This is a genomic window from Planococcus sp. TJ-302 (assembly GCF_058268455.1).
The window spans coordinates 151,151-167,673 of the sequence record NZ_JBZDOI010000003.1 but is presented as its reverse complement, the minus strand read 5'-3'; the positions used below and the strand labels follow the sequence as shown (position 1 = coordinate 167,673).

The following is a 16,523-nucleotide window of genomic DNA, read 5'->3' as shown; positions in this document are numbered from 1 at the left end:
CAGTCAAACCAGTTTATTCAATCTCTTCAAATCCAGGATCTTTTTTGCTGAGCAGCGCTTGTGCCGCTGTCAAGATGATCCACAGTGTAAAGACGAAAATGATAGCTCCGAAAACAAAGAGCAATGTATTAGGTGAATCTGCATACCAAGCCCACTGCAGGAATACCTGCTGGAACATCGCCCAAAGGGTCATGAACATAAGGAAAATCATCGGTATGATAGTGATCATATAATTTCGCCCGAGTTTTCTCAGCCAGATCGAGATCAGCAGCAAACTGATGCCGGCAAGCAGCTGATTGGCTGTACCGAACAGCGGCCACAGCAAGTATCCGCCTGAGCCGAAACCGTTCGGCCCTTCCGGAATCAACACAAGTGCTGCACTTGCCACAACAGCGATTGTTGTCGCTACGTGTTTTTTCTCCAATGAAGGAACATTGTACTCGACGCCCAGTTCCGAGATGATATAGCGCATCAAGCGGACAGAAGTATCGAGCGTCGTTGCAGCGAATGACACGACAATGATGGATACGATAGTCGCCGCGACATCACCAGGGATCAGCAGCCCTTCAGCCAATTTCGAAGCCCCTTGAATGAATGCCCCAAGGCCAGCTCCACTTGATGCCTGGAAGCTGCTGTAAGTCGCAAAGAATGTTTCGCGGTCCGGGAAGAAAGTAATAACAGCAATGATCGAGATCAGTGCCAGAACCCCTTCGCCTATGGCCCCTAGATAGCCGACAAAACGGGCATCGGTTTCTTTATCCAGCTGTTTTGATGAAGTCCCGGATGACACAAGTCCGTGAAAGCCGGAAATGGCGCCGCAGGCAATTGTGATGAATAACAGCGGGAACCAAGAGACATCTGCGTCAGGGTTTGACATTGGCGCTGTGATTTCCGGATTCGTGAACAATAGGCCAAGATATAGAATGGCCAATCCGACGATCAATTGATGCGAGTTGATAAAATCTCGCGGCTGGAGCAATTGCCAGACCGGCAACGTAGAAGCGATATAAACATAAATCATCAAGATGATGATCCAAATAAAGAACGCTGTTGAAATTGCGCCAAGGCCGAATAATCCTGCGCCTTCTTCCCCGCCCATATAGCGGACCAAGTCGATTTGCAAGAAATCTATCTGGCTCGAAATGACAGCAGTGAAGTACATGACCGCTAACGCGATAAGCGAAGGGACCAGCATTTTCTTGTTTTTCTTATAAACCGCATGGCCGATCCAAACTGCCAATGGAATTTGGATGAATACCGGCAATACGCTTGCCGGGAATGAAATGAATAAGTTCGCGATTACCCAAGCGAATACGGCATTGACCATAAGCACAAGGATGAGGATGATAAAAAGGAACAATATTTTTCCGCGCTGGCCGATTAGGCGATGTGCCAATGTTCCGACCGATTGCCCTTTATTGCGGACTGACAACACCAAAGTTCCAAAATCGTGGACTCCCGCTGCAAAAACTGTTCCCAGCACCACCCACAAAACGGCAGGCAGCCAGCCCCAATAGACAGCGATTGCCGGTCCAAGAATCGGCGCCGCTCCTGCCACAGATGTAAAATGATGTCCCCACAAGACAAATTTATTCGTCGGGACGAAATCCACGCCATCTTTGTACTTATGTGCCGGTGTCACGTAATTGGGATCCAATTTGAAAATCTTCTCCGCTACGAATTTCGAATAAAAACGGTAACCTAAAATGAATACAAAAATTCCGATTGCCGCTAACGCGATTGCATTCAAGCACCTCAACTCCTCGTCATTTTTTCAAGCAAAGTGCACGCTTGTTCTTCAAGCATAAATAACTTTCAGAAAAATGTAAACGTTTTCAGAGTAATTAATCAATTATTCCGTAAATTCATTTCGTAAATTTTTAATTTCGTATAAATCGCATCAAGAACTGGCACGGCGATTTTTTGGGCCAATGCTTTTTCCAAAAGGTATCCTTGGAGGTGGTCGGCTTCAATTGCCTGTCCCTTTTCTATGTCCCGCTGCATCGATGATTTCATGCCAGGCTGCAACGAATTGATCTTAGCCAGCTGGTCTTCTGCAATCGTCTCTTTTACAGGTGCACCGATCGCTTTCATCACCGATACAAGCTCATGCAAGAGGGCGGAAATGGTGCGCTGGCCGGATTCCAAATCGCGGATGGGGCCAATCGGCGATTCCATTGCCGCAGTGATGCCGGACATCGCTGTGATGAATAAATATTTATGCCACATGTCCTGTTCGATATTCGCGCTCAAAGCAAAATCTGCTTTTGTGCCCTCGAACGCTCCTTGCACTTCGAGGATGCGGGCTGTCTCTTTTCCTGATCGCTCTCCGAAGACTAACTGATTCATCGGGCTCGTCTGGACGATTGTACCGTTTTCGTCGAGCGTAGTTTCGATAAAGCAAAGTCCCCCGAGCACCCGCTCTTCCCCGAACGCTTCCACTAAGTCATCGACATGTGAAATCCCGTTCAATAATGGAAGAATCATTCCTGTTTCTCCTACAAACGGGCGAATATCTTCGATTGCCGCTTCCAGCTGGTAGGCTTTCGTCGTCAAGATGACCAGATCAAAGGGCTCGCCTTGCCGCTGTGCAGTAATCAGTTTCGGAACCAGCTTCACATCGCCGTTCACACTATTGATATTCAAGCCTGTCTTTTCGAGCTGCTCTTTCCTGCGGCTGCGGACCAAGAATGTGACATCCTGTCCAGCCTCCATCAGCCTCGCTCCAAAATAACCGCCGATTCCTCCGGCGCCCACTATTAAAATTTTCATCTTTATCCTCTCCCTTCGCTATATTGTCTCATTATTCTTGCAAATACCCAAAAGGTTTTTTCAACAGGCCCATTCAAAAAAGACAGAACGCCTATGCGCCTGCCCTTTCCGTGTGTCAATTTTCTAATCCGTTCCAATTGATTTCGCCTCAACAGTTTCTATCTTTGCAAAAACCGGCCGCTCCTTCTGCCCCTTTTAAGGCTTGAGTATGAGTTTGCCGATCGTCTTCCGGCCCTGGAGCATTTGATGGGCGTGCGCCGCTTCTTCAAGCGGATAACTCCCACCTATCGTCAATGTCAGTTGCCTGTTCGCCATATAGCCGAGCAGCTCTTTGAAGCTCTGGTGGAACAACTTCTGTTTGCGCATGATCTGCGGCAGGAAAAATCCGATGACGGATTGGTTCTTGCGCATTAATTGGCCTGGATTGAACGTGGCTTGCTGGCCGCTCGCCGCTCCAAAAATCACCAGACGGCCGAACGGGGCGAGGCATTTCACCGTTTGGTTGAAGACATCGCCGCCGACCATTTCCAAGGCGACATCAACGCCTTTTCCTTCGGTAATCTCTTTTACTTTCTCCACCCAGCCGTCTTCCGAATAATTCACCACATGCGTAGCGCCCATCTTTTTCGCGTGCGCCAACTTTTCATCAGTGCTTGCCGTAGCGATGATTTTGCCTGCTCCGAAGATTTTTGCCAATTGTACAGCAATTGCGCCCACTCCGCCAGCCGCCGCGTGGATCAACACGCTTTCGCCCGGCTCCAGGCGGCCCATTGTTTTCAGGATATGATAGGCACTCAGCCCTTGCAGCGGCAGGGCAACCGCTTGATCAAAGCCGACATTATCCGGTATCGGCGTCAACACTCGTTCGTCGACCGCAGCATATTGCGAATAGCCGCCGGATTCGATGAGCGCCACCACGCGCTGGCCTTTGCTGAAATTCCGGACTTCGCTTCCCGTTTCCACAATAACGCCTGCCACTTCCGAACCCGGCACATAAGGAAGCGTCGTCGGAACGACATACTGCCCTTCGCGCCTCGCCGTATCTGCATAATTGATGCCGCTCGATTTCACTTCAATCAAGACTTCGCCGCTCTTTGGCTGCGGTTTTTCTGCGTCGCTCCATTTAAGGACATCCGGTCCGCCGAATTCTTCAAATTTGATGACTTTCATTCCGTTCCTCCTTATGACGTGTATTGTTCCGCCGATAGTATTTTCTGTGCAATGCTGCGTTTCGCTGCTTTGGCTCCTGCACGCTGAAGCCTGCTCAACTCTTTCGTTATGACAGGAACATAATCATGCAGTTCTCTTTCAGAAGCCGTGCCTTGAAGAAGCTTGCGGGCGTTGATTTCAGTTTCGAGCAATGCTTCATCTACCAGCGCGTTTGCCAGCTTAGCCTTCAAAGCCTCCTGCTGTTCGCCATTAGCCTCCATCGCTTTTACTGTTCTCAAGACAGCCGATTCAACAGCGAACAAGGTAATGGCAATATCCGCCAATTTCATCAGTGTTTCCTGTTCATCCGCTAATTGGGGGCCATACGTCCGAGATGCGATGCCTGCACATAGCAGAAAGACGCGGCGAATCGCTTGTACCGCTTCTATTTCCCGGGAAATAACACTGATTGATCCGACTTTAGGCGACTGAATTTCTTCAATAGCCTTGGCTGCAGCGGCTTCAAGCGGCACTTGCCCTTTTGCAGCCGCTTTAAAAAGATTCCCTGGAATGAGCAGCCTATTCACTTCATTGGTGCCTTCAAATATACGGTTGATGCGCGAATCGCGGTAAATCTGCTCAATTTTATATTCTTTTATAAAACCGTAGCCCCCGTGCAATTGAAGCGCTTCGTCGGCCACAAAATCCAAAGTTTCTGAACCGTACACCTTGCAGATGGCGCATTCTGTTGCGTATTCCATCATCCGTCTGGCGGTAAGGCCATGGTCCCCTGAATCATACAGCCCTTCCAATGCATCTTCGAGATGCCCTCCTGTTCGGTATTGCAACGATTCCGCCGCATAAATCCGCATCGCCATGTCCGCGATTTTTTCTTGCGTTGCAGTGAAATCCGCAATCGCTTTGCCGAATTGACGGCGTTCTTTCGTGTATTTCACAGCTAGCTCCAAAGCGTATTTGGCTGCCCCCATCGTAGCCGAACCTAGGTTATAACGCCCCAGATTCAAGACATTCAAAGCGATGACATGGCCTTTTCCGACTTCGCCCAGCAAATTTTCAACCGGCACTTCGCAATCTTCGAAAATCACAGCACGGGTGGAAGACCCCTTAATACCCATTTTCTGTTCTTCGGCCCCAAGCGCCAATCCTGGAAAATCCTTTTCTACGATAAAAGCCGTAAAGGCACTATTGTCCACTTTTGCGTAGACGATGAACGTATCGGAAAATGCCGCATTCGTGATGAATATTTTTGTGCCGTTCAGCACATAATGGGTCCCCTCGCTATTCAGCGTTGCCGTCGTCTGGGCTGCCAAGGCATCCGATCCCGCATTTGGCTCTGTCAGGCAATACGCTCCGATAAATTCACCGGAGGCAAGCTTCGGCAAATACCGTGCCTTCTGATCAGCAGTACCGAAATAAGTGATCGGCAATGTTGCGATACATGTATGATTCGAATGCGCGACGCCATAGCTGCCGGCTGGGCCCAACGCCTCTCCGACGATGCCTTTGCTGATTTTATCCAAACCGAGTCCGCCGTACTGTTCTGGCACACTATGCCCCAGCAAACCAAGTACCCCTGCTTTATCTAATAAAGACTTGACCAACGTAAAATCCTGCAGCTCGATTCTCTCGTTATGCGGCCGCACTTCGCTTTCCAAAAAACGTTTCGCCGTCTTGTAAATCATTAGGTGTTCTTCTGTAAAATCTTCGGGAGTGAACACCTGCTTAGCAGCCGACGCTTCATATAAGAAGCTGCCGCCCCGGTATGCCAAAGTTTTATCACTGAACATTTCCGTCTGCCTCCTTTTTCTTCGCCGTCTTAAGGGCGTGGTGAATGAGGATTTTTACGAACGGGGCAAGCTGCGCAAACCGTTTGTCAGCGGTTTGCCCTTTTTTATACCGGTAATAAATTTGCTGGCAGATAGCTGCCAATTTGAAAGTTGCGAACGTCACATAGAAATCGATATTCGATACGTCACGTCCGCTTTTTTCCGCATAACGCTCGATAAATTCCTGTCTCGTATAAAACCCTTCCGTAACTGTCACTGGCGCTTTCCCAAAGCCTTTCTTCAATGCTTCCGGATCATCCGCTTCCATCCAATAACTCATTGCCGCGCCAAGATCGGCTAGCGGATCGCCGACAGTCGTCATTTCCCAGTCGAACAAGCCGGTAATTTCGCTGAAGTCTTCGGAAAACATGGTATTGTTCAATTTGAAGTCGTAATGGATGATAGCGGGTTCCGGCGATTCCGGAATATGCGCAAGCAGCCAACTGGCCAACTCTTCCGCTTCCGGTATGTCGTCCGTTTTTGCGCGTTCATAGCGGCTGATCCAGCCTTCCACTTGCCGTTCCATAAAGTCCTCGGGTTTGGCCATCTCAGCGAGTGGCGTTTCTGTGTAATCTATGGCATGCAGCTTCACTAGCTGCTCCACCATCAACTCTGAAATCCGGCGCCCCAAGTCAGCGGACGGCTCAACGCCTTCCGGAAAATCCGTATCGAGCACGAAGCCGTACCGCCTCTCCATGACAAAAAAAGGGCTTCCGATGATTTCCGGATCATGCGAAAAAACATAAGGCCGAGGTGCAGCCGGAAACAAAGGATGCAGCGCCGAAAGAATGGTGAATTCGCGTTCCATATCATGGGCTCTTGGCGCTACAGGTCCAAGCGGCGGCCGCCTCAATACCGCTTCCCAGTTGCCAATAGCTAATGCATAAGTCAAATTCGAGTGCCCTGCGCCGAATTGCCGGATTTCCAATTCACCTTCTGGCAACCCTTTAATCGATTTTTTCAGAAATTGATGCAGTTTGGCGTTGTCCAATTCCTCACCTGTCCGCACCGCAATCGTACCGTTCGAAGTTCCTGCCATTTCTTACACCTCTTCCACAAACTTTTCAAGTTGGCTGCGGATTGCGCTTGGAAGGCGTTCACTTTTCTGATTTTTAAAATCAAAGCAAACAGCCCCTGCCTCGCCTTCCGCAATCAATTGGCCCGTTTCAGCATCCTCAATCCGGTGGCCGGTCATGAAACTCGAATTACCGATTTTGGTGATAAATGAACTGACTTTCAACTTCTGGTCAAAAAATGCCTGATTGTTGAACGTACAGGCCGCAGACAGCAAGATGACATTCCACTTTTCAAGCTCCATCTCGAACCCCAGTGCTCTGAACAATTCAATCCGGGCTTCTTCCAAATAAATGAAATAACTGATATTGCTGACATGCCCGAGGGCATCTGTTTCGCTGAAGCGGACCTTTACCGTGATTTCATGTGCTGCCATCTCTGCTGCACCCCTTTACCTGTTTTTGAATTGCGGTGTTCTTTTTTCGATAAAAGCCTGTACGCCTTCCCGGACATCGGCAGTCTGAAACACCTCTTCGAATAATCCGGCTTCGAGTTCCACCCCTTGTCCGACTGTCAATTCCATCCCTTCGCCAACCGCTTTTTTGATGCGGGACAAAGCGGGAAGAGAAAAGCCGCCGATGCGTGCCGCCATTTTTCTGGCAGCTTCCATGCCTTGGCCTTTAGGGGCTACTTTGTTGACCAGGCCGATTTTTTCCGCTTCTACTGCAGAAACAGCTTGCCCTGTAAACATCAATTCCTTGGCTTTCGATTCTCCGACAAGGCGCGGCAGACGCTGGGTTCCCCCTCCGCCCGGAAACAGCCCAAGCGTTATTTCAGGGAGTCCAATTTGGGCATGTTCCTCGGCAATCCGAATATCGCAGCAAAGCGCCACTTCGCATCCCCCGCCGAATGTCAGTCCGTTCAGCATGGCAATCACCGGTTTTTCAAAGCGTTCAATCCGATTTAAAATCTCATGCGTTTCCATGAACTTGCCCTTCAGTGCAGGCTGCCCGATCAGGTTCGGGAACTCTTTTATATCTGCGCCTGCGGCGAATACGTTTTCCCCTTGGCCGGTTAGAATAACCGCATTAACACTGGCGTCTTCTCCCAACTCGCCGAACGCTTCATCCAGCTCTTTGAACACTTGGCTGCTGATAACGTTCATCGGCGGATTCGCGATTTTGACCACCGCATAGCCTTCCCGTTTTTCTATATGTACAATTTGCGCCATTCCTCTTACACCTCAACTTTCTGATAATCGTAAAATCCTTTGCCCGTTTTCCGGCCCAGCTCGCCATTATCCACTTTTTCTTTGATGAATCCTGCTGGTTTGTCCGCAGGGTCGCCAGTTTCCGCGTATTGTTGCTGCATGACGTCGTAGACGATATCAATGCCCGATAAATCCATCAGTTCAAACGGACCGATGGGATGGCGCAGCGCTTTTTTGACAATCAAATCGATTTCCTTGAAATCCGCTATGCCGCCTTCATATAAATGGAGTGCTTCTTTTTGAAGCGCCCCCAGCAAGCGGTTCGCTACAAAGCCTGAAATTTCTTTGCGCAATAAAACGCCAGTCCTGTTTATGCGTCTGCAAAGCTCCAGTGAAGCTTGGGCTGTCGCTTCCGATGTTTCATCGCTCATGACGACTTCCACGCAGTCCATGACCAGCGGCGGGAAAAAGAAATGCAGGTTGCAGACCCTATCCGGCCGCTCTGTCGCTTCAGCAATCAGCGAATTGACGATAGTCGAACTATTGGATGCCAAAATGGCGTGAGGCGGTGCAAGCTGGTCTAAGCGTTCGAAAATCCCGCGCTTTACATCCAATTTCTCAACAACTGCTTCGATGACATAATCTGCGTCCCCAGCTGCAGTCTCCAGACTTTCAGTAAACGACAAATTGCTGAATGCGGTGTTTTTTTCTTCTTCCGTCAACTTCTTTTTGGCGACCCATTGATCCATTATTTTACGGAGCGCGCCTTCCGCTTTGGCCAATGCTTCAGCATTGACGTCGTTCAATGCTGTTTGGAATCCGCCCAACGCACAAAGCATTGCGATCTGCTGGCCCATCTGCCCTGCTCCGACGACGCATACTTTAGTGATTTGAAATTCTGCCATGCCCTTTTTCCCCCTCGCTCATAATGCCATTCAAAATCATATCGCTGAAAATTTCAGCGAGCTTTCCAGCTGGAATGCTGCCGCCCGGATTGAACCATTGGTAGCTCCAATTGGTCGCGCCCAGAATCGCGAATGCCGCCATGTCTGGCTGGATTTGGCGCCTGAATTCCCCGGACGCCACGCCTTCACGCAGCACTTCTTCAATATTCATGCGGAACTGTTCCCGCTTTCTTTTCACAGCCTCTGCATTGTCTCTTTTCAGGTGTCGCATTTCCCGGAAAAACACCCGTCCGCTTGGGCCATGCTGCTCAATGTCGCCAATCAGCAAGCCAATGATGCCGGTAATCTTTTCGCGGCTACTTGCCTCCGACTGCCGGATAGCCTCCTGCCGCATAAGCAAGTCGCCGATATAATCCGAGTGGATGTCCATCAGCAATTGCTCTTTGCTTTGAAAATAATAATAGAACGTTCCTTTCGTCACGCCAGCAGCTTCGACAATGTCTTGCACTGATGTCTCGCTAAATCCCTTTTCTTCAAACAACCGGATGCTTCCCTCTTTCAGTTTCGTTTTCATCCCAAGCCCCCGCATTCTAGATGGCGTGCATGCCGCCGTCGACAATGATGACATCACCTGTCACGTAATCCGAAGCTTTAGATGCCAAGAACAGTGCGGCTCCTTTCAAGTCTTCTTCTGTCCCGAAACGATTGAGCGGCGTCAGGTCCAATAGCCCGCTGCCTCCTTTTTCAATGAGCCCTTTCGACATCTTCGTCGGAAAAAATCCAGGCGCAATCGCATTGACGTTGATATTGTGCTGGCCCCATTTAGCAGCCAAGTCTTTCGTAAACGTGATGACTGCTCCTTTGCTGGTATTGTAGCCGATGGTGTCCATCAAACGCGGATCAATGCCGCCAAGACCCGCGACAGATGCGATATTGATGATTTTCCCGCTGCCTTGCTTGACCATCGCTTCGCCCGCTGCCTGGCTCATCAGAAATGTCCCGGTGATATTGACATCGAGCACTTTGCGCCAAGCGTCAAGCGGCATCTCCAGCACAGGAGCTCCCCATGTCGCGCCTGAATTATTAACGAGAATATCAATCGTCCCAAACTCTTCCAGCGTTTTCCTTACGACGTTCTCCACATCTTCCGGTTTGGTGACGTCGCATTCCAGCGCCAATGCCCTTACACCTTTTGCTTTCAGTTTTTCTGCCATTTCTTCGCAAGCTTCCACTTTCCTTGAGCACAGCACCACGTTTGCTCCAGCCTCTGCAAAGCCTTCGGCAATTTGCGCACCGAGCCCTCGCCCGCCCCCTGTCACGATAGCCGTCTTGCCATTCAATTTAAAAAGATCCATTACGTTCATTGGCCATTCCCCCATCCAAATTAACCGTTTTCCACATACTAACTAGTTGGTATGTTCAGAATACTTAATTTAATGGTACCGTTTTCATTTGATGATTGCAAGACCGGCGGAATTTATACGGTCATATAGAAAAAAGGGCTGTCCAATAAGTCGAATAACAGACTTATTGGACAGCCCTTTTTTCTACCGTAGGGTAAGGGAATACTATTGCTCCTGTTCCTGTCTCTGTCTCTGTCTCTGTCTCTGTCTCTGTCTCTGTCGCTGCATCGCTGCGCTAGCTTCGACGCAAAGGAGGTCCCCCGAATCACTTTTGGGGCACTTCCTTTATTCCGGCAAAAATGCTTGCAGCCTTTTCAAGTCAACGTTGCCGCCAGACAGCACCACCGCAGCTTTCAGATTCGCGCCTTTCAATTCCCCAAACAGCAGCGGGGCTGCCGCCACTGCACTTGACGGCTCCACGAGCTGCTTGGTTCTTTCCGCTAAAAATTGGAACGTTTTTTTAATGTCGGCTTCAGACACTAATAGAAGGTCGTCTAGGTATTGCTGCAAAATCGGGAAGGTCATGGCTCCGGGTTGAGTTGTCCGGAGCCCGTCCGCAATGGTAAAGCTTTCCGGAATCGATGTGATGTGCCCGTTTTGGAGCGACAGCCACGTATCATTCGCCTCCTTAGGTTCTACGCCGATTACCTTGATGCCGGGATTCACGTTTTTCACAGCTGCCAGAATGCCGCTTATCAATCCGCCCCCTCCAACTGGCACCAGCAACACATCGAGCCCCTCCACTTGCTCGAGCAGTTCGAGCCCGATCGTTCCTTGTCCCGAAATGATGTCTTCATGGTCGTATGGCGGAATATAAATGCCGCCTTTTTGCGCAGCCAATTGCTGCGCTTTCGGGATCCTGTGAGCTGAAGTCGAGCCGCAATAGACGACTTCAGCGCCGTACGATTCAATGGCTGCCACTTTAACCCGGCTGGCATTTTCCGGTACGACGATGACAGCCGGAACACCAAGCTGTTTTGCTACATAGGCTACCGCTTGTCCGTGATTGCCTGAAGAAGCAGCAGTAATCGACGCCGCTCCACCCCGCACCGCGTTTTTGACAGCGTTAGCAGCTCCCCTGATTTTAAAAGAACCGGTTTTCTGCAAATGCTCCGCTTTAAAACAAGTCCTGTTGCCGCTTGCCAGATCGAATTGTTCAGAAGTCAAAATCGGTGTGCGGTGGATAATATCCGCAATGTTCACTTGAGCCCTTTTTACACTTTCGAGGTCCACCATGGTTAACGCCTCCTTTTATGCCCTCATTTTAACACAACGCAAAAAAAGAGTAATCGATGTGTATTGAATCTAAGTTGTTTCGCAATTTAGCTTTATTATTGTTGCCCAGTGGGTAGTATATACTGATAGAAGAATGCGGAAAGGAAGGTTACAATGATTAAACGTTTAGTGGTGACCGGCTATAAGCAGCATGAGCTCGGCATCTTTGACGACAAAAACCCCGGCATACGCATCATTAAAAAAACCCTTAAAGACCGGCTTCGGGTGTTTCTGGACGAAGGCCTTGAATGGGTGATTTTAAGCGGCCAGCTCGGCGTAGAGACATGGGCAGCGGAAGTCGTGCTTGATTTGAAAGAAGAGTTTCCTCACTTGCAATACGCCATCCTCACCCCTTTTGTCGATCAGGAAAAGAAATGGAATGAATCTAAGCAAGAAAAATACCAAATGATCTTAGAGCTGGCGGATTTCCATCGCAGCCTCACCAACCGCCCATATGAAGCGCCATGGCAATTTATCGAGAAAAGTAAGTTTTTCCTCCGCAACTCGGATGCCATGCTCATTGTCTACGATGAGGAAACGGACGGTTCCCCAAAATTCACAAAACGGGATGCCGAAACTTATGCGGAAACCCATGACTACAAAGTGTTCACCATAACGGCGGATGATTTGCGCATTGCCGCTGAAGAAGAACAAATGAACGAATGGGACTGATCGACCCGACCTTATTGTTTGACCTGATGTTGGTTTATCGTTACGTTTACAAGTCATCTAGAAAATATCCACAGAAGGAGAAACTATGAAAAAAGCTTCGAAAGTCTTTTACATCGCATTCACTTTAGTCATCTTGACCGTCGCATTCGGCGTCATCGCACCCCAAGCCTTTGAAAAAATTACAGGCGATATCCGTTCTTTCATCGATACAGGATTCGGCTGGTATTATTTAATGCTTATGGCTTTGATTTTAATCTTCACATTCATCATCATCATCAGCCCTTACGGCAAAATCCGGCTCGGCAAAGATTCAGACCGCCCGGAATTCTCGACCATTTCCTGGATTTCCATGCTGTTCTCGGCAGGAATGGGGATCGGCCTCGTCTTCTACGGAGCGTCAGAACCTCTTAGCCATTTCGCCGTACAGCCGGCCACTGCTGAACCAGGCACTGACGCCGCATTCAAGGAATCCTTGCAGCGCACATATTACCATTGGGGAATCCACGTCTGGGCAATGTACGGCATCGTGGCATTGGCACTCGCCTTCTTCCAATTCCGTAAAGGAGAGCCTGCGTTAATTTCATCAACACTGAAGCCGATTTTCGGCAAAAAAATGGACGGCCCGCTTGGCACCCTCGTAGACGTACTCGCTGTTTTCGCAACCGTCTTCGGCGTGGCCACTTCACTCGGCTTTGGCGCTGCTCAAATTAACGGTGGGCTTGCCTACCTATTCGATGTACCGCAGTCTTCAACCGTGCAATTCATCATTATCGCTGTCGTAACCGTGCTGTTCATCAGCTCTGCATGGTCCGGGCTCAACAAAGGCATCAAATACCTGTCCAATATCAATATGATACTGGCTGTTATTCTACTGATCTTGATGCTTGTCCTCGGTCCGACATTGCTGATTTTGAATATGTTCACCGAGACTTTCGGCAATTACGCACAGAATTTAATCAGCCTGAGTTTCCAGTCAGCGCCGCTTGATGCAGAAAACCGTCAATGGCTCAACAACTGGACAATTTTCTACTGGGCTTGGTGGATTTCCTGGGCGCCGTTTGTCAGCATGTTCATCGCCCGTATCTCGAAGGGCCGTACGATTCGCGAGTTCCTGATCGGCGTCGTCTTGACACCGACTATTTTCGGAGCATTTTGGTTTGCAGCTTTCGGCACAACCGCCATCGACTTGCAAAAAAGCGGAACTGATCTGGCCGGATTCCCGCCGGAACAAACTTTGTTTGCGATGTTCAATGAAATGCCTCTCGGATTCGCTATGTCGATCGTCGCTATATTGCTGGTCAGCACGTTCTTCATCACGTCAGCTGACTCCGCAACATTTGTTCTTGGCATGCAGTCGACAAAAGGGTCGCTGCACCCAAGCAACCAGATTAAGATCCTTTGGGGCATTGCGCAATCCGCAATCGCGGCCATTTTACTCGCTGTCGGCGGATTAGCCGCTGTGCAAAACACCATCATCGCAGCAGCTCTGCCGTTCTCGCTGGTCATGATCTTAATAATTGTGTCCTTGTTCAAGGCTTTGAATACTGAGATGAAAACAAACAGGACCCGTAAATAAAAAGAGCTGTCGAGAAATTCTCGACAGCTCTTTTTTACGTTCCTTCCGTCCGCCTTTCATGGGAAATGGAATATGCCAGTGAACGGAATGCGAGAATCCGGTCTTCCGAACATGCTATTCCAGGGACCATCACTGTTGGATCAAAAAGAATGTGGTCATCCCTCAGCTGATTGCGGCTTATTTCCAAATGCCCCGCGACGATTTTCCGCCGTTCTTTCGGCCATTCTTTTGTCGGGTCTCCCGTCGGATCTTCCGGCTCGCCGATGATGACGTTCAGCCTGAAACCGGCCGGCCCGTTTTTCAGACGGCTTTCAAGCTCTTGTTCAAAATGCCCCCGTCCCATTGCTTTTGCATCTTTCGGCGATAATGTCGCCACTCCGGCGTCTGGCTCCCACTCGTATTTGACAGGTGTGCGGCGCCCTTCCTGGTCGATGAAATAAAATGCATGCATAGAATAATAACGCCCTTTGGCAAAGCTTGCCGGCGCATGCATTTTCCGCAATACTTTAATAGCCGCGCGGCTGTCCGGGTATTTGATCAGCAATTTTGCTATTGCAAACAGCCGCAGCCTGCCTTTTTTGAGCGATTTCGCAATGCCGAGCATTTCGGTGAAGGTTTCCGGTGTCTTGGCGAAAAAAACCGGCGCATTGACGCCGACAATATTCGTCAGCTCTCCACCGGGCAGCTGAAACTGCACCGCCATTCCTTTGACCGGCGACATGGCGTCGGTCCATACCGGATCCGGTGAACTGTGCGAAAAGCGTACGGCCGCCTTCGTTTCCTCTCTTGCTTGCAGATGCGCCGCTGTTGTCAAATGAGCCACATCTCCTGTAGCTGTGAACACTGCTTCATAAATGACACCGCGCGCATGCGCCCGCCGATAGCCATTATGCTTGCCGAAAACTTTCTCAATGCGGTCGATGGCCATTCCAGCCAATTGCTTTTTCTCCATGCTATCACCTCTTTATTAAAAGCTATACCCGCTCATGAATAATTTTAAGTATTTCGGGAATACTAAAGAAGGCATATTTTTCAGAGGAGGAAATCACATGGATATCAAACATAGCGAAAACAAGTTCACGATTGTAAAAGACGGCGAAGAACTCGGCGTGTTGTCATATGTTCCAAGCGGCAACGTTCTGACGGTTGACCACACGGAAGTCTCGCCTCATCTTGAAGGCCAGGGAATGGGCAAAAAGCTGGTCGAGCATGTTGTAAATTATGCGCGCCAAGAAGGCAAATGTATTGACCCACAATGCCCGTTCGCCAATGGCGTTATCGAAAAGACTCCGGAATTCCAGGACGTCTTGCAATAAATCATCGGACATCCGCCAAGAGCGGATGTTTTTTTATGCCCTTTGCCGGACGTCGTTTCAATTGCGGCTATACGGGAAAACCAAGAGTAATAGCGGAATAGAAAGGGGTTTTAGTTGTGGATATGTCGCTTGAAGAAGCCATAAAGAAACACGCCCTGCCTTATCGATCTTCCGAAGACTTGAACCGGATCGTTGATGCCATCGGCAATTCCAAAATCGTTTTGCTCGGAGAAGCGACCCACGGCACTTCCGAGTTTTATACAATCCGTGCCGAATTATCCAAAAGGCTCATCCAAGAGCGGGGTTTTTCCATCATTGCCATTGAAGGCGATTGGCCGCCTTCCTATGTAGTCAACCGCCATGCCAAAGCGGATAGCGATGCGGACCAAGAAGGCCGTGAAGTGCTCCAGGCTTTTAATCGCTGGCCGACCTGGATGTGGGCCAATGAAGAAGTAGCTGATTTTATTGAATGGCTGCGGCTGCACAATGGTCAAAGCGCACAGAAGACGGGGTTTTACGGCATCGATCTATATAGTTTATGGGAATCGATGGAGGAGATTATCCGGCACCTCTCCGCAGCCGGTCCTTCCGGAAGCCATCTGGAACTGGCAAAAAAAGCCTTCGCCTGCTTTGAGCCGTTTAGCCGCGACCCGGAAAAGTATGCGAGGTCTTCCATCCATCCATTTAACCGGTGCATCGATGAAGTCGACAAGCTATTGTCAGCGCTGCGACAAGACGAAGCACTTTATAAAGATGAACCCGAAACCGCGCTCAGCTTGAAAATCAATGCACTCGTCGCCAGAAATGCGGAAGATTATTACAGCGCGATGGTGCGGGACGACACCTTGTCGTGGAATGTCCGTGATGGGCATATGGCTGCAGCCATAAACGAAATTAGGGATTCCCATGGCAAGGATGCGAAAATCATCATCTGGGAACACAATACTCATATTGGAGATGCCCGCGCCACTGATATGCACAGAGAAGGCATGGTCAATGTAGGGCAGTTGATGCGTGAACAGCAGCATGCCGAGGGTGTTTTCGCGGTCGGCTTCGGCACTTATATGGGCTCAGTTATTGCAGCAAAATCCTGGGGTGCGCCTTTCCAGAAGATGCGCGTTCCTCCCGCGCGCCTCAATTCGTGGGAGGAATTGCTTAACCGCACTGGCGCCCACGACAAGCTGCTGCTTTTCGGCGATGACAATCACGCCCTATTCGACCGCTGGGTCGGACACCGTGCCATCGGCGTCGTTTACCATCCGGAATATGAAGCGCATGGCAATTACGTACCATCGAAAATATCCCAGCGCTACGATGCCTTTATTTTCATCAATGAAACAACAGCGTTGACTCCGATTCCGATTGAAGAACCGAATTTATGACA

16 protein-coding genes are annotated in these 16,523 nt (G+C 49.6%); 4 read left to right on the top strand and 12 right to left on the bottom strand.

The annotated features are described in order from the left end of the window. Nucleotides 1-13: 13 nt before the first annotated feature. The 11 genes from AC4EHB_RS13680 to AC4EHB_RS13630 all read right to left on the bottom strand — a co-directional run bounded on the left by AC4EHB_RS13680 (nt 14) and on the right by AC4EHB_RS13630 (nt 11,536). Entirely contained in the window at nt 14-1,750 is a 1,737-nt protein-coding gene (locus tag AC4EHB_RS13680; RefSeq protein ID WP_490976197.1) for a carbon starvation CstA family protein, read from the bottom strand. Between the two features lie 98 nt (nt 1,751-1,848). Further along, the gene (locus tag AC4EHB_RS13675) at nt 1,849-2,772 is read right to left on the bottom strand and encodes a ketopantoate reductase family protein (RefSeq protein WP_490981850.1); all 924 of its coding nucleotides are present in this window, start codon (nt 2,770-2,772) and stop codon (nt 1,849-1,851) included. A 195-nt stretch (nt 2,773-2,967) separates the two neighbouring features. Continuing rightward, nucleotides 2,968-3,942, bottom strand: coding sequence for a quinone oxidoreductase family protein (locus tag AC4EHB_RS13670; RefSeq protein ID WP_490981849.1), 975 nt, complete (start codon nt 3,940-3,942; stop codon nt 2,968-2,970). 11 nt (nt 3,943-3,953) lie between these two features. Continuing rightward, entirely contained in the window at nt 3,954-5,729 is a 1,776-nt protein-coding gene (locus tag AC4EHB_RS13665; protein ID WP_490981848.1) for an acyl-CoA dehydrogenase FadE, read from the bottom strand. Continuing rightward, on the bottom strand, nt 5,719-6,807 hold the full coding sequence (locus tag AC4EHB_RS13660; protein WP_490981847.1) for a phosphotransferase family protein: 1,089 nt from the start codon (nt 6,805-6,807) through the stop codon (nt 5,719-5,721). Before AC4EHB_RS13660 ends, AC4EHB_RS13665 begins: the two co-directional genes overlap by 11 nt. 3 nt (nt 6,808-6,810) lie before the next feature. Continuing rightward, nucleotides 6,811-7,218, bottom strand: coding sequence for an acyl-CoA thioesterase (locus AC4EHB_RS13655; protein WP_490981846.1), 408 nt, complete (start codon nt 7,216-7,218; stop codon nt 6,811-6,813). Nucleotides 7,219-7,233: 15 nt separating this feature from the next. Further along, nucleotides 7,234-8,013 (bottom strand): enoyl-CoA hydratase/isomerase family protein, encoded by a 780-nt coding sequence (locus AC4EHB_RS13650; RefSeq protein WP_490981845.1) that lies wholly within the window; start codon nt 8,011-8,013, stop codon nt 7,234-7,236. A gap of 5 nt (nt 8,014-8,018) precedes the next feature. Beyond that, entirely contained in the window at nt 8,019-8,897 is an 879-nt protein-coding gene (locus AC4EHB_RS13645) for a 3-hydroxyacyl-CoA dehydrogenase family protein (protein WP_490981844.1), read from the bottom strand. Continuing rightward, the gene (locus AC4EHB_RS13640; RefSeq protein ID WP_490981843.1) at nt 8,875-9,471 is read right to left on the bottom strand and encodes a TetR/AcrR family transcriptional regulator; all 597 of its coding nucleotides are present in this window, start codon (nt 9,469-9,471) and stop codon (nt 8,875-8,877) included. The genes AC4EHB_RS13645 and AC4EHB_RS13640 overlap by 23 nt, the downstream gene beginning before the upstream one ends. Nucleotides 9,472-9,487: 16 nt before the next feature. Then, nucleotides 9,488-10,261: an SDR family oxidoreductase gene (locus tag AC4EHB_RS13635; RefSeq protein WP_490976206.1), complete on the bottom strand. Its 774-nt coding sequence runs from the start codon at nt 10,259-10,261 to the stop codon at nt 9,488-9,490. Nucleotides 10,262-10,585: 324 nt separating this feature from the next. Continuing rightward, complete coding sequence (locus AC4EHB_RS13630) at nt 10,586-11,536, bottom strand: threonine/serine dehydratase family protein (protein WP_490981842.1); 951 nt, start codon at nt 11,534-11,536, stop codon at nt 10,586-10,588. A gap of 153 nt (nt 11,537-11,689) precedes the next feature. On the opposite strand from AC4EHB_RS13630, the gene AC4EHB_RS13625 reads away from it, so the two are divergent. Both AC4EHB_RS13625 and AC4EHB_RS13620 read left to right on the top strand, forming a co-directional pair. Beyond that, nucleotides 11,690-12,247 (top strand): SLOG family protein, encoded by a 558-nt coding sequence (locus AC4EHB_RS13625; RefSeq protein ID WP_490981841.1) that lies wholly within the window; start codon nt 11,690-11,692, stop codon nt 12,245-12,247. A gap of 85 nt (nt 12,248-12,332) precedes the next feature. Further along, nucleotides 12,333-13,823 (top strand): glycine betaine uptake BCCT transporter, encoded by a 1,491-nt coding sequence (locus AC4EHB_RS13620; RefSeq protein WP_490976209.1) that lies wholly within the window; start codon nt 12,333-12,335, stop codon nt 13,821-13,823. A 34-nt stretch (nt 13,824-13,857) separates the two neighbouring features. Here the strand turns inward: AC4EHB_RS13620 and AC4EHB_RS13615 are convergent, their stop codons facing one another. Then, nucleotides 13,858-14,775: a catalase family peroxidase gene (locus tag AC4EHB_RS13615; RefSeq protein WP_490981840.1), complete on the bottom strand. Its 918-nt coding sequence runs from the start codon at nt 14,773-14,775 to the stop codon at nt 13,858-13,860. 97 nt (nt 14,776-14,872) lie between these two features. On the opposite strand from AC4EHB_RS13615, the gene AC4EHB_RS13610 reads away from it, so the two are divergent. Beyond that, nucleotides 14,873-15,139: a GNAT family N-acetyltransferase gene (locus AC4EHB_RS13610; RefSeq protein WP_490976211.1), complete on the top strand. Its 267-nt coding sequence runs from the start codon at nt 14,873-14,875 to the stop codon at nt 15,137-15,139. A gap of 122 nt (nt 15,140-15,261) precedes the next feature. Continuing rightward, on the top strand, nt 15,262-16,521 hold the full coding sequence (locus tag AC4EHB_RS13605; protein WP_490976365.1) for an erythromycin esterase family protein: 1,260 nt from the start codon (nt 15,262-15,264) through the stop codon (nt 16,519-16,521). The last annotated feature ends 2 nt before the right edge of the window (nt 16,522-16,523 follow it).

Bases quoted from the DNA above. Each gene is read 5' to 3' on its own strand.
- AC4EHB_RS13675 (WP_490981850.1), bottom strand. From the start codon at position 2,772: ATGAAAATTTTAATAGTGGGCGCCGGAGGAATCGGCGGTTATTTTGGA.
- AC4EHB_RS13670 (WP_490981849.1), bottom strand. From the start codon at position 3,942: ATGAAAGTCATCAAATTTGAAGAATTCGGCGGACCGGATGTCCTTAAA.
- AC4EHB_RS13665 (WP_490981848.1), bottom strand. From the start codon at position 5,729: ATGTTCAGTGATAAAACTTTGGCATACCGGGGCGGCAGCTTCTTATAT.
- AC4EHB_RS13660 (WP_490981847.1), bottom strand. From the start codon at position 6,807: ATGGCAGGAACTTCGAACGGTACGATTGCGGTGCGGACAGGTGAGGAA.
- AC4EHB_RS13655 (WP_490981846.1), bottom strand. From the start codon at position 7,218: ATGGCAGCACATGAAATCACGGTAAAGGTCCGCTTCAGCGAAACAGAT.
- AC4EHB_RS13650 (WP_490981845.1), bottom strand. From the start codon at position 8,013: ATGGCGCAAATTGTACATATAGAAAAACGGGAAGGCTATGCGGTGGTC.
- AC4EHB_RS13645 (WP_490981844.1), bottom strand. From the start codon at position 8,897: ATGGCAGAATTTCAAATCACTAAAGTATGCGTCGTCGGAGCAGGGCAG.
- AC4EHB_RS13640 (WP_490981843.1), bottom strand. From the start codon at position 9,471: ATGAAAACGAAACTGAAAGAGGGAAGCATCCGGTTGTTTGAAGAAAAG.
- AC4EHB_RS13635 (WP_490976206.1), bottom strand. From the start codon at position 10,261: ATGAACGTAATGGATCTTTTTAAATTGAATGGCAAGACGGCTATCGTG.
- AC4EHB_RS13630 (WP_490981842.1), bottom strand. From the start codon at position 11,536: ATGGTGGACCTCGAAAGTGTAAAAAGGGCTCAAGTGAACATTGCGGAT.
- AC4EHB_RS13625 (WP_490981841.1), top strand. From the start codon at position 11,690: ATGATTAAACGTTTAGTGGTGACCGGCTATAAGCAGCATGAGCTCGGC.
- AC4EHB_RS13620 (WP_490976209.1), top strand. From the start codon at position 12,333: ATGAAAAAAGCTTCGAAAGTCTTTTACATCGCATTCACTTTAGTCATC.
- AC4EHB_RS13615 (WP_490981840.1), bottom strand. From the start codon at position 14,775: ATGGAGAAAAAGCAATTGGCTGGAATGGCCATCGACCGCATTGAGAAA.
- AC4EHB_RS13610 (WP_490976211.1), top strand. From the start codon at position 14,873: ATGGATATCAAACATAGCGAAAACAAGTTCACGATTGTAAAAGACGGC.
- AC4EHB_RS13605 (WP_490976365.1), top strand. From the start codon at position 15,262: ATGTCGCTTGAAGAAGCCATAAAGAAACACGCCCTGCCTTATCGATCT.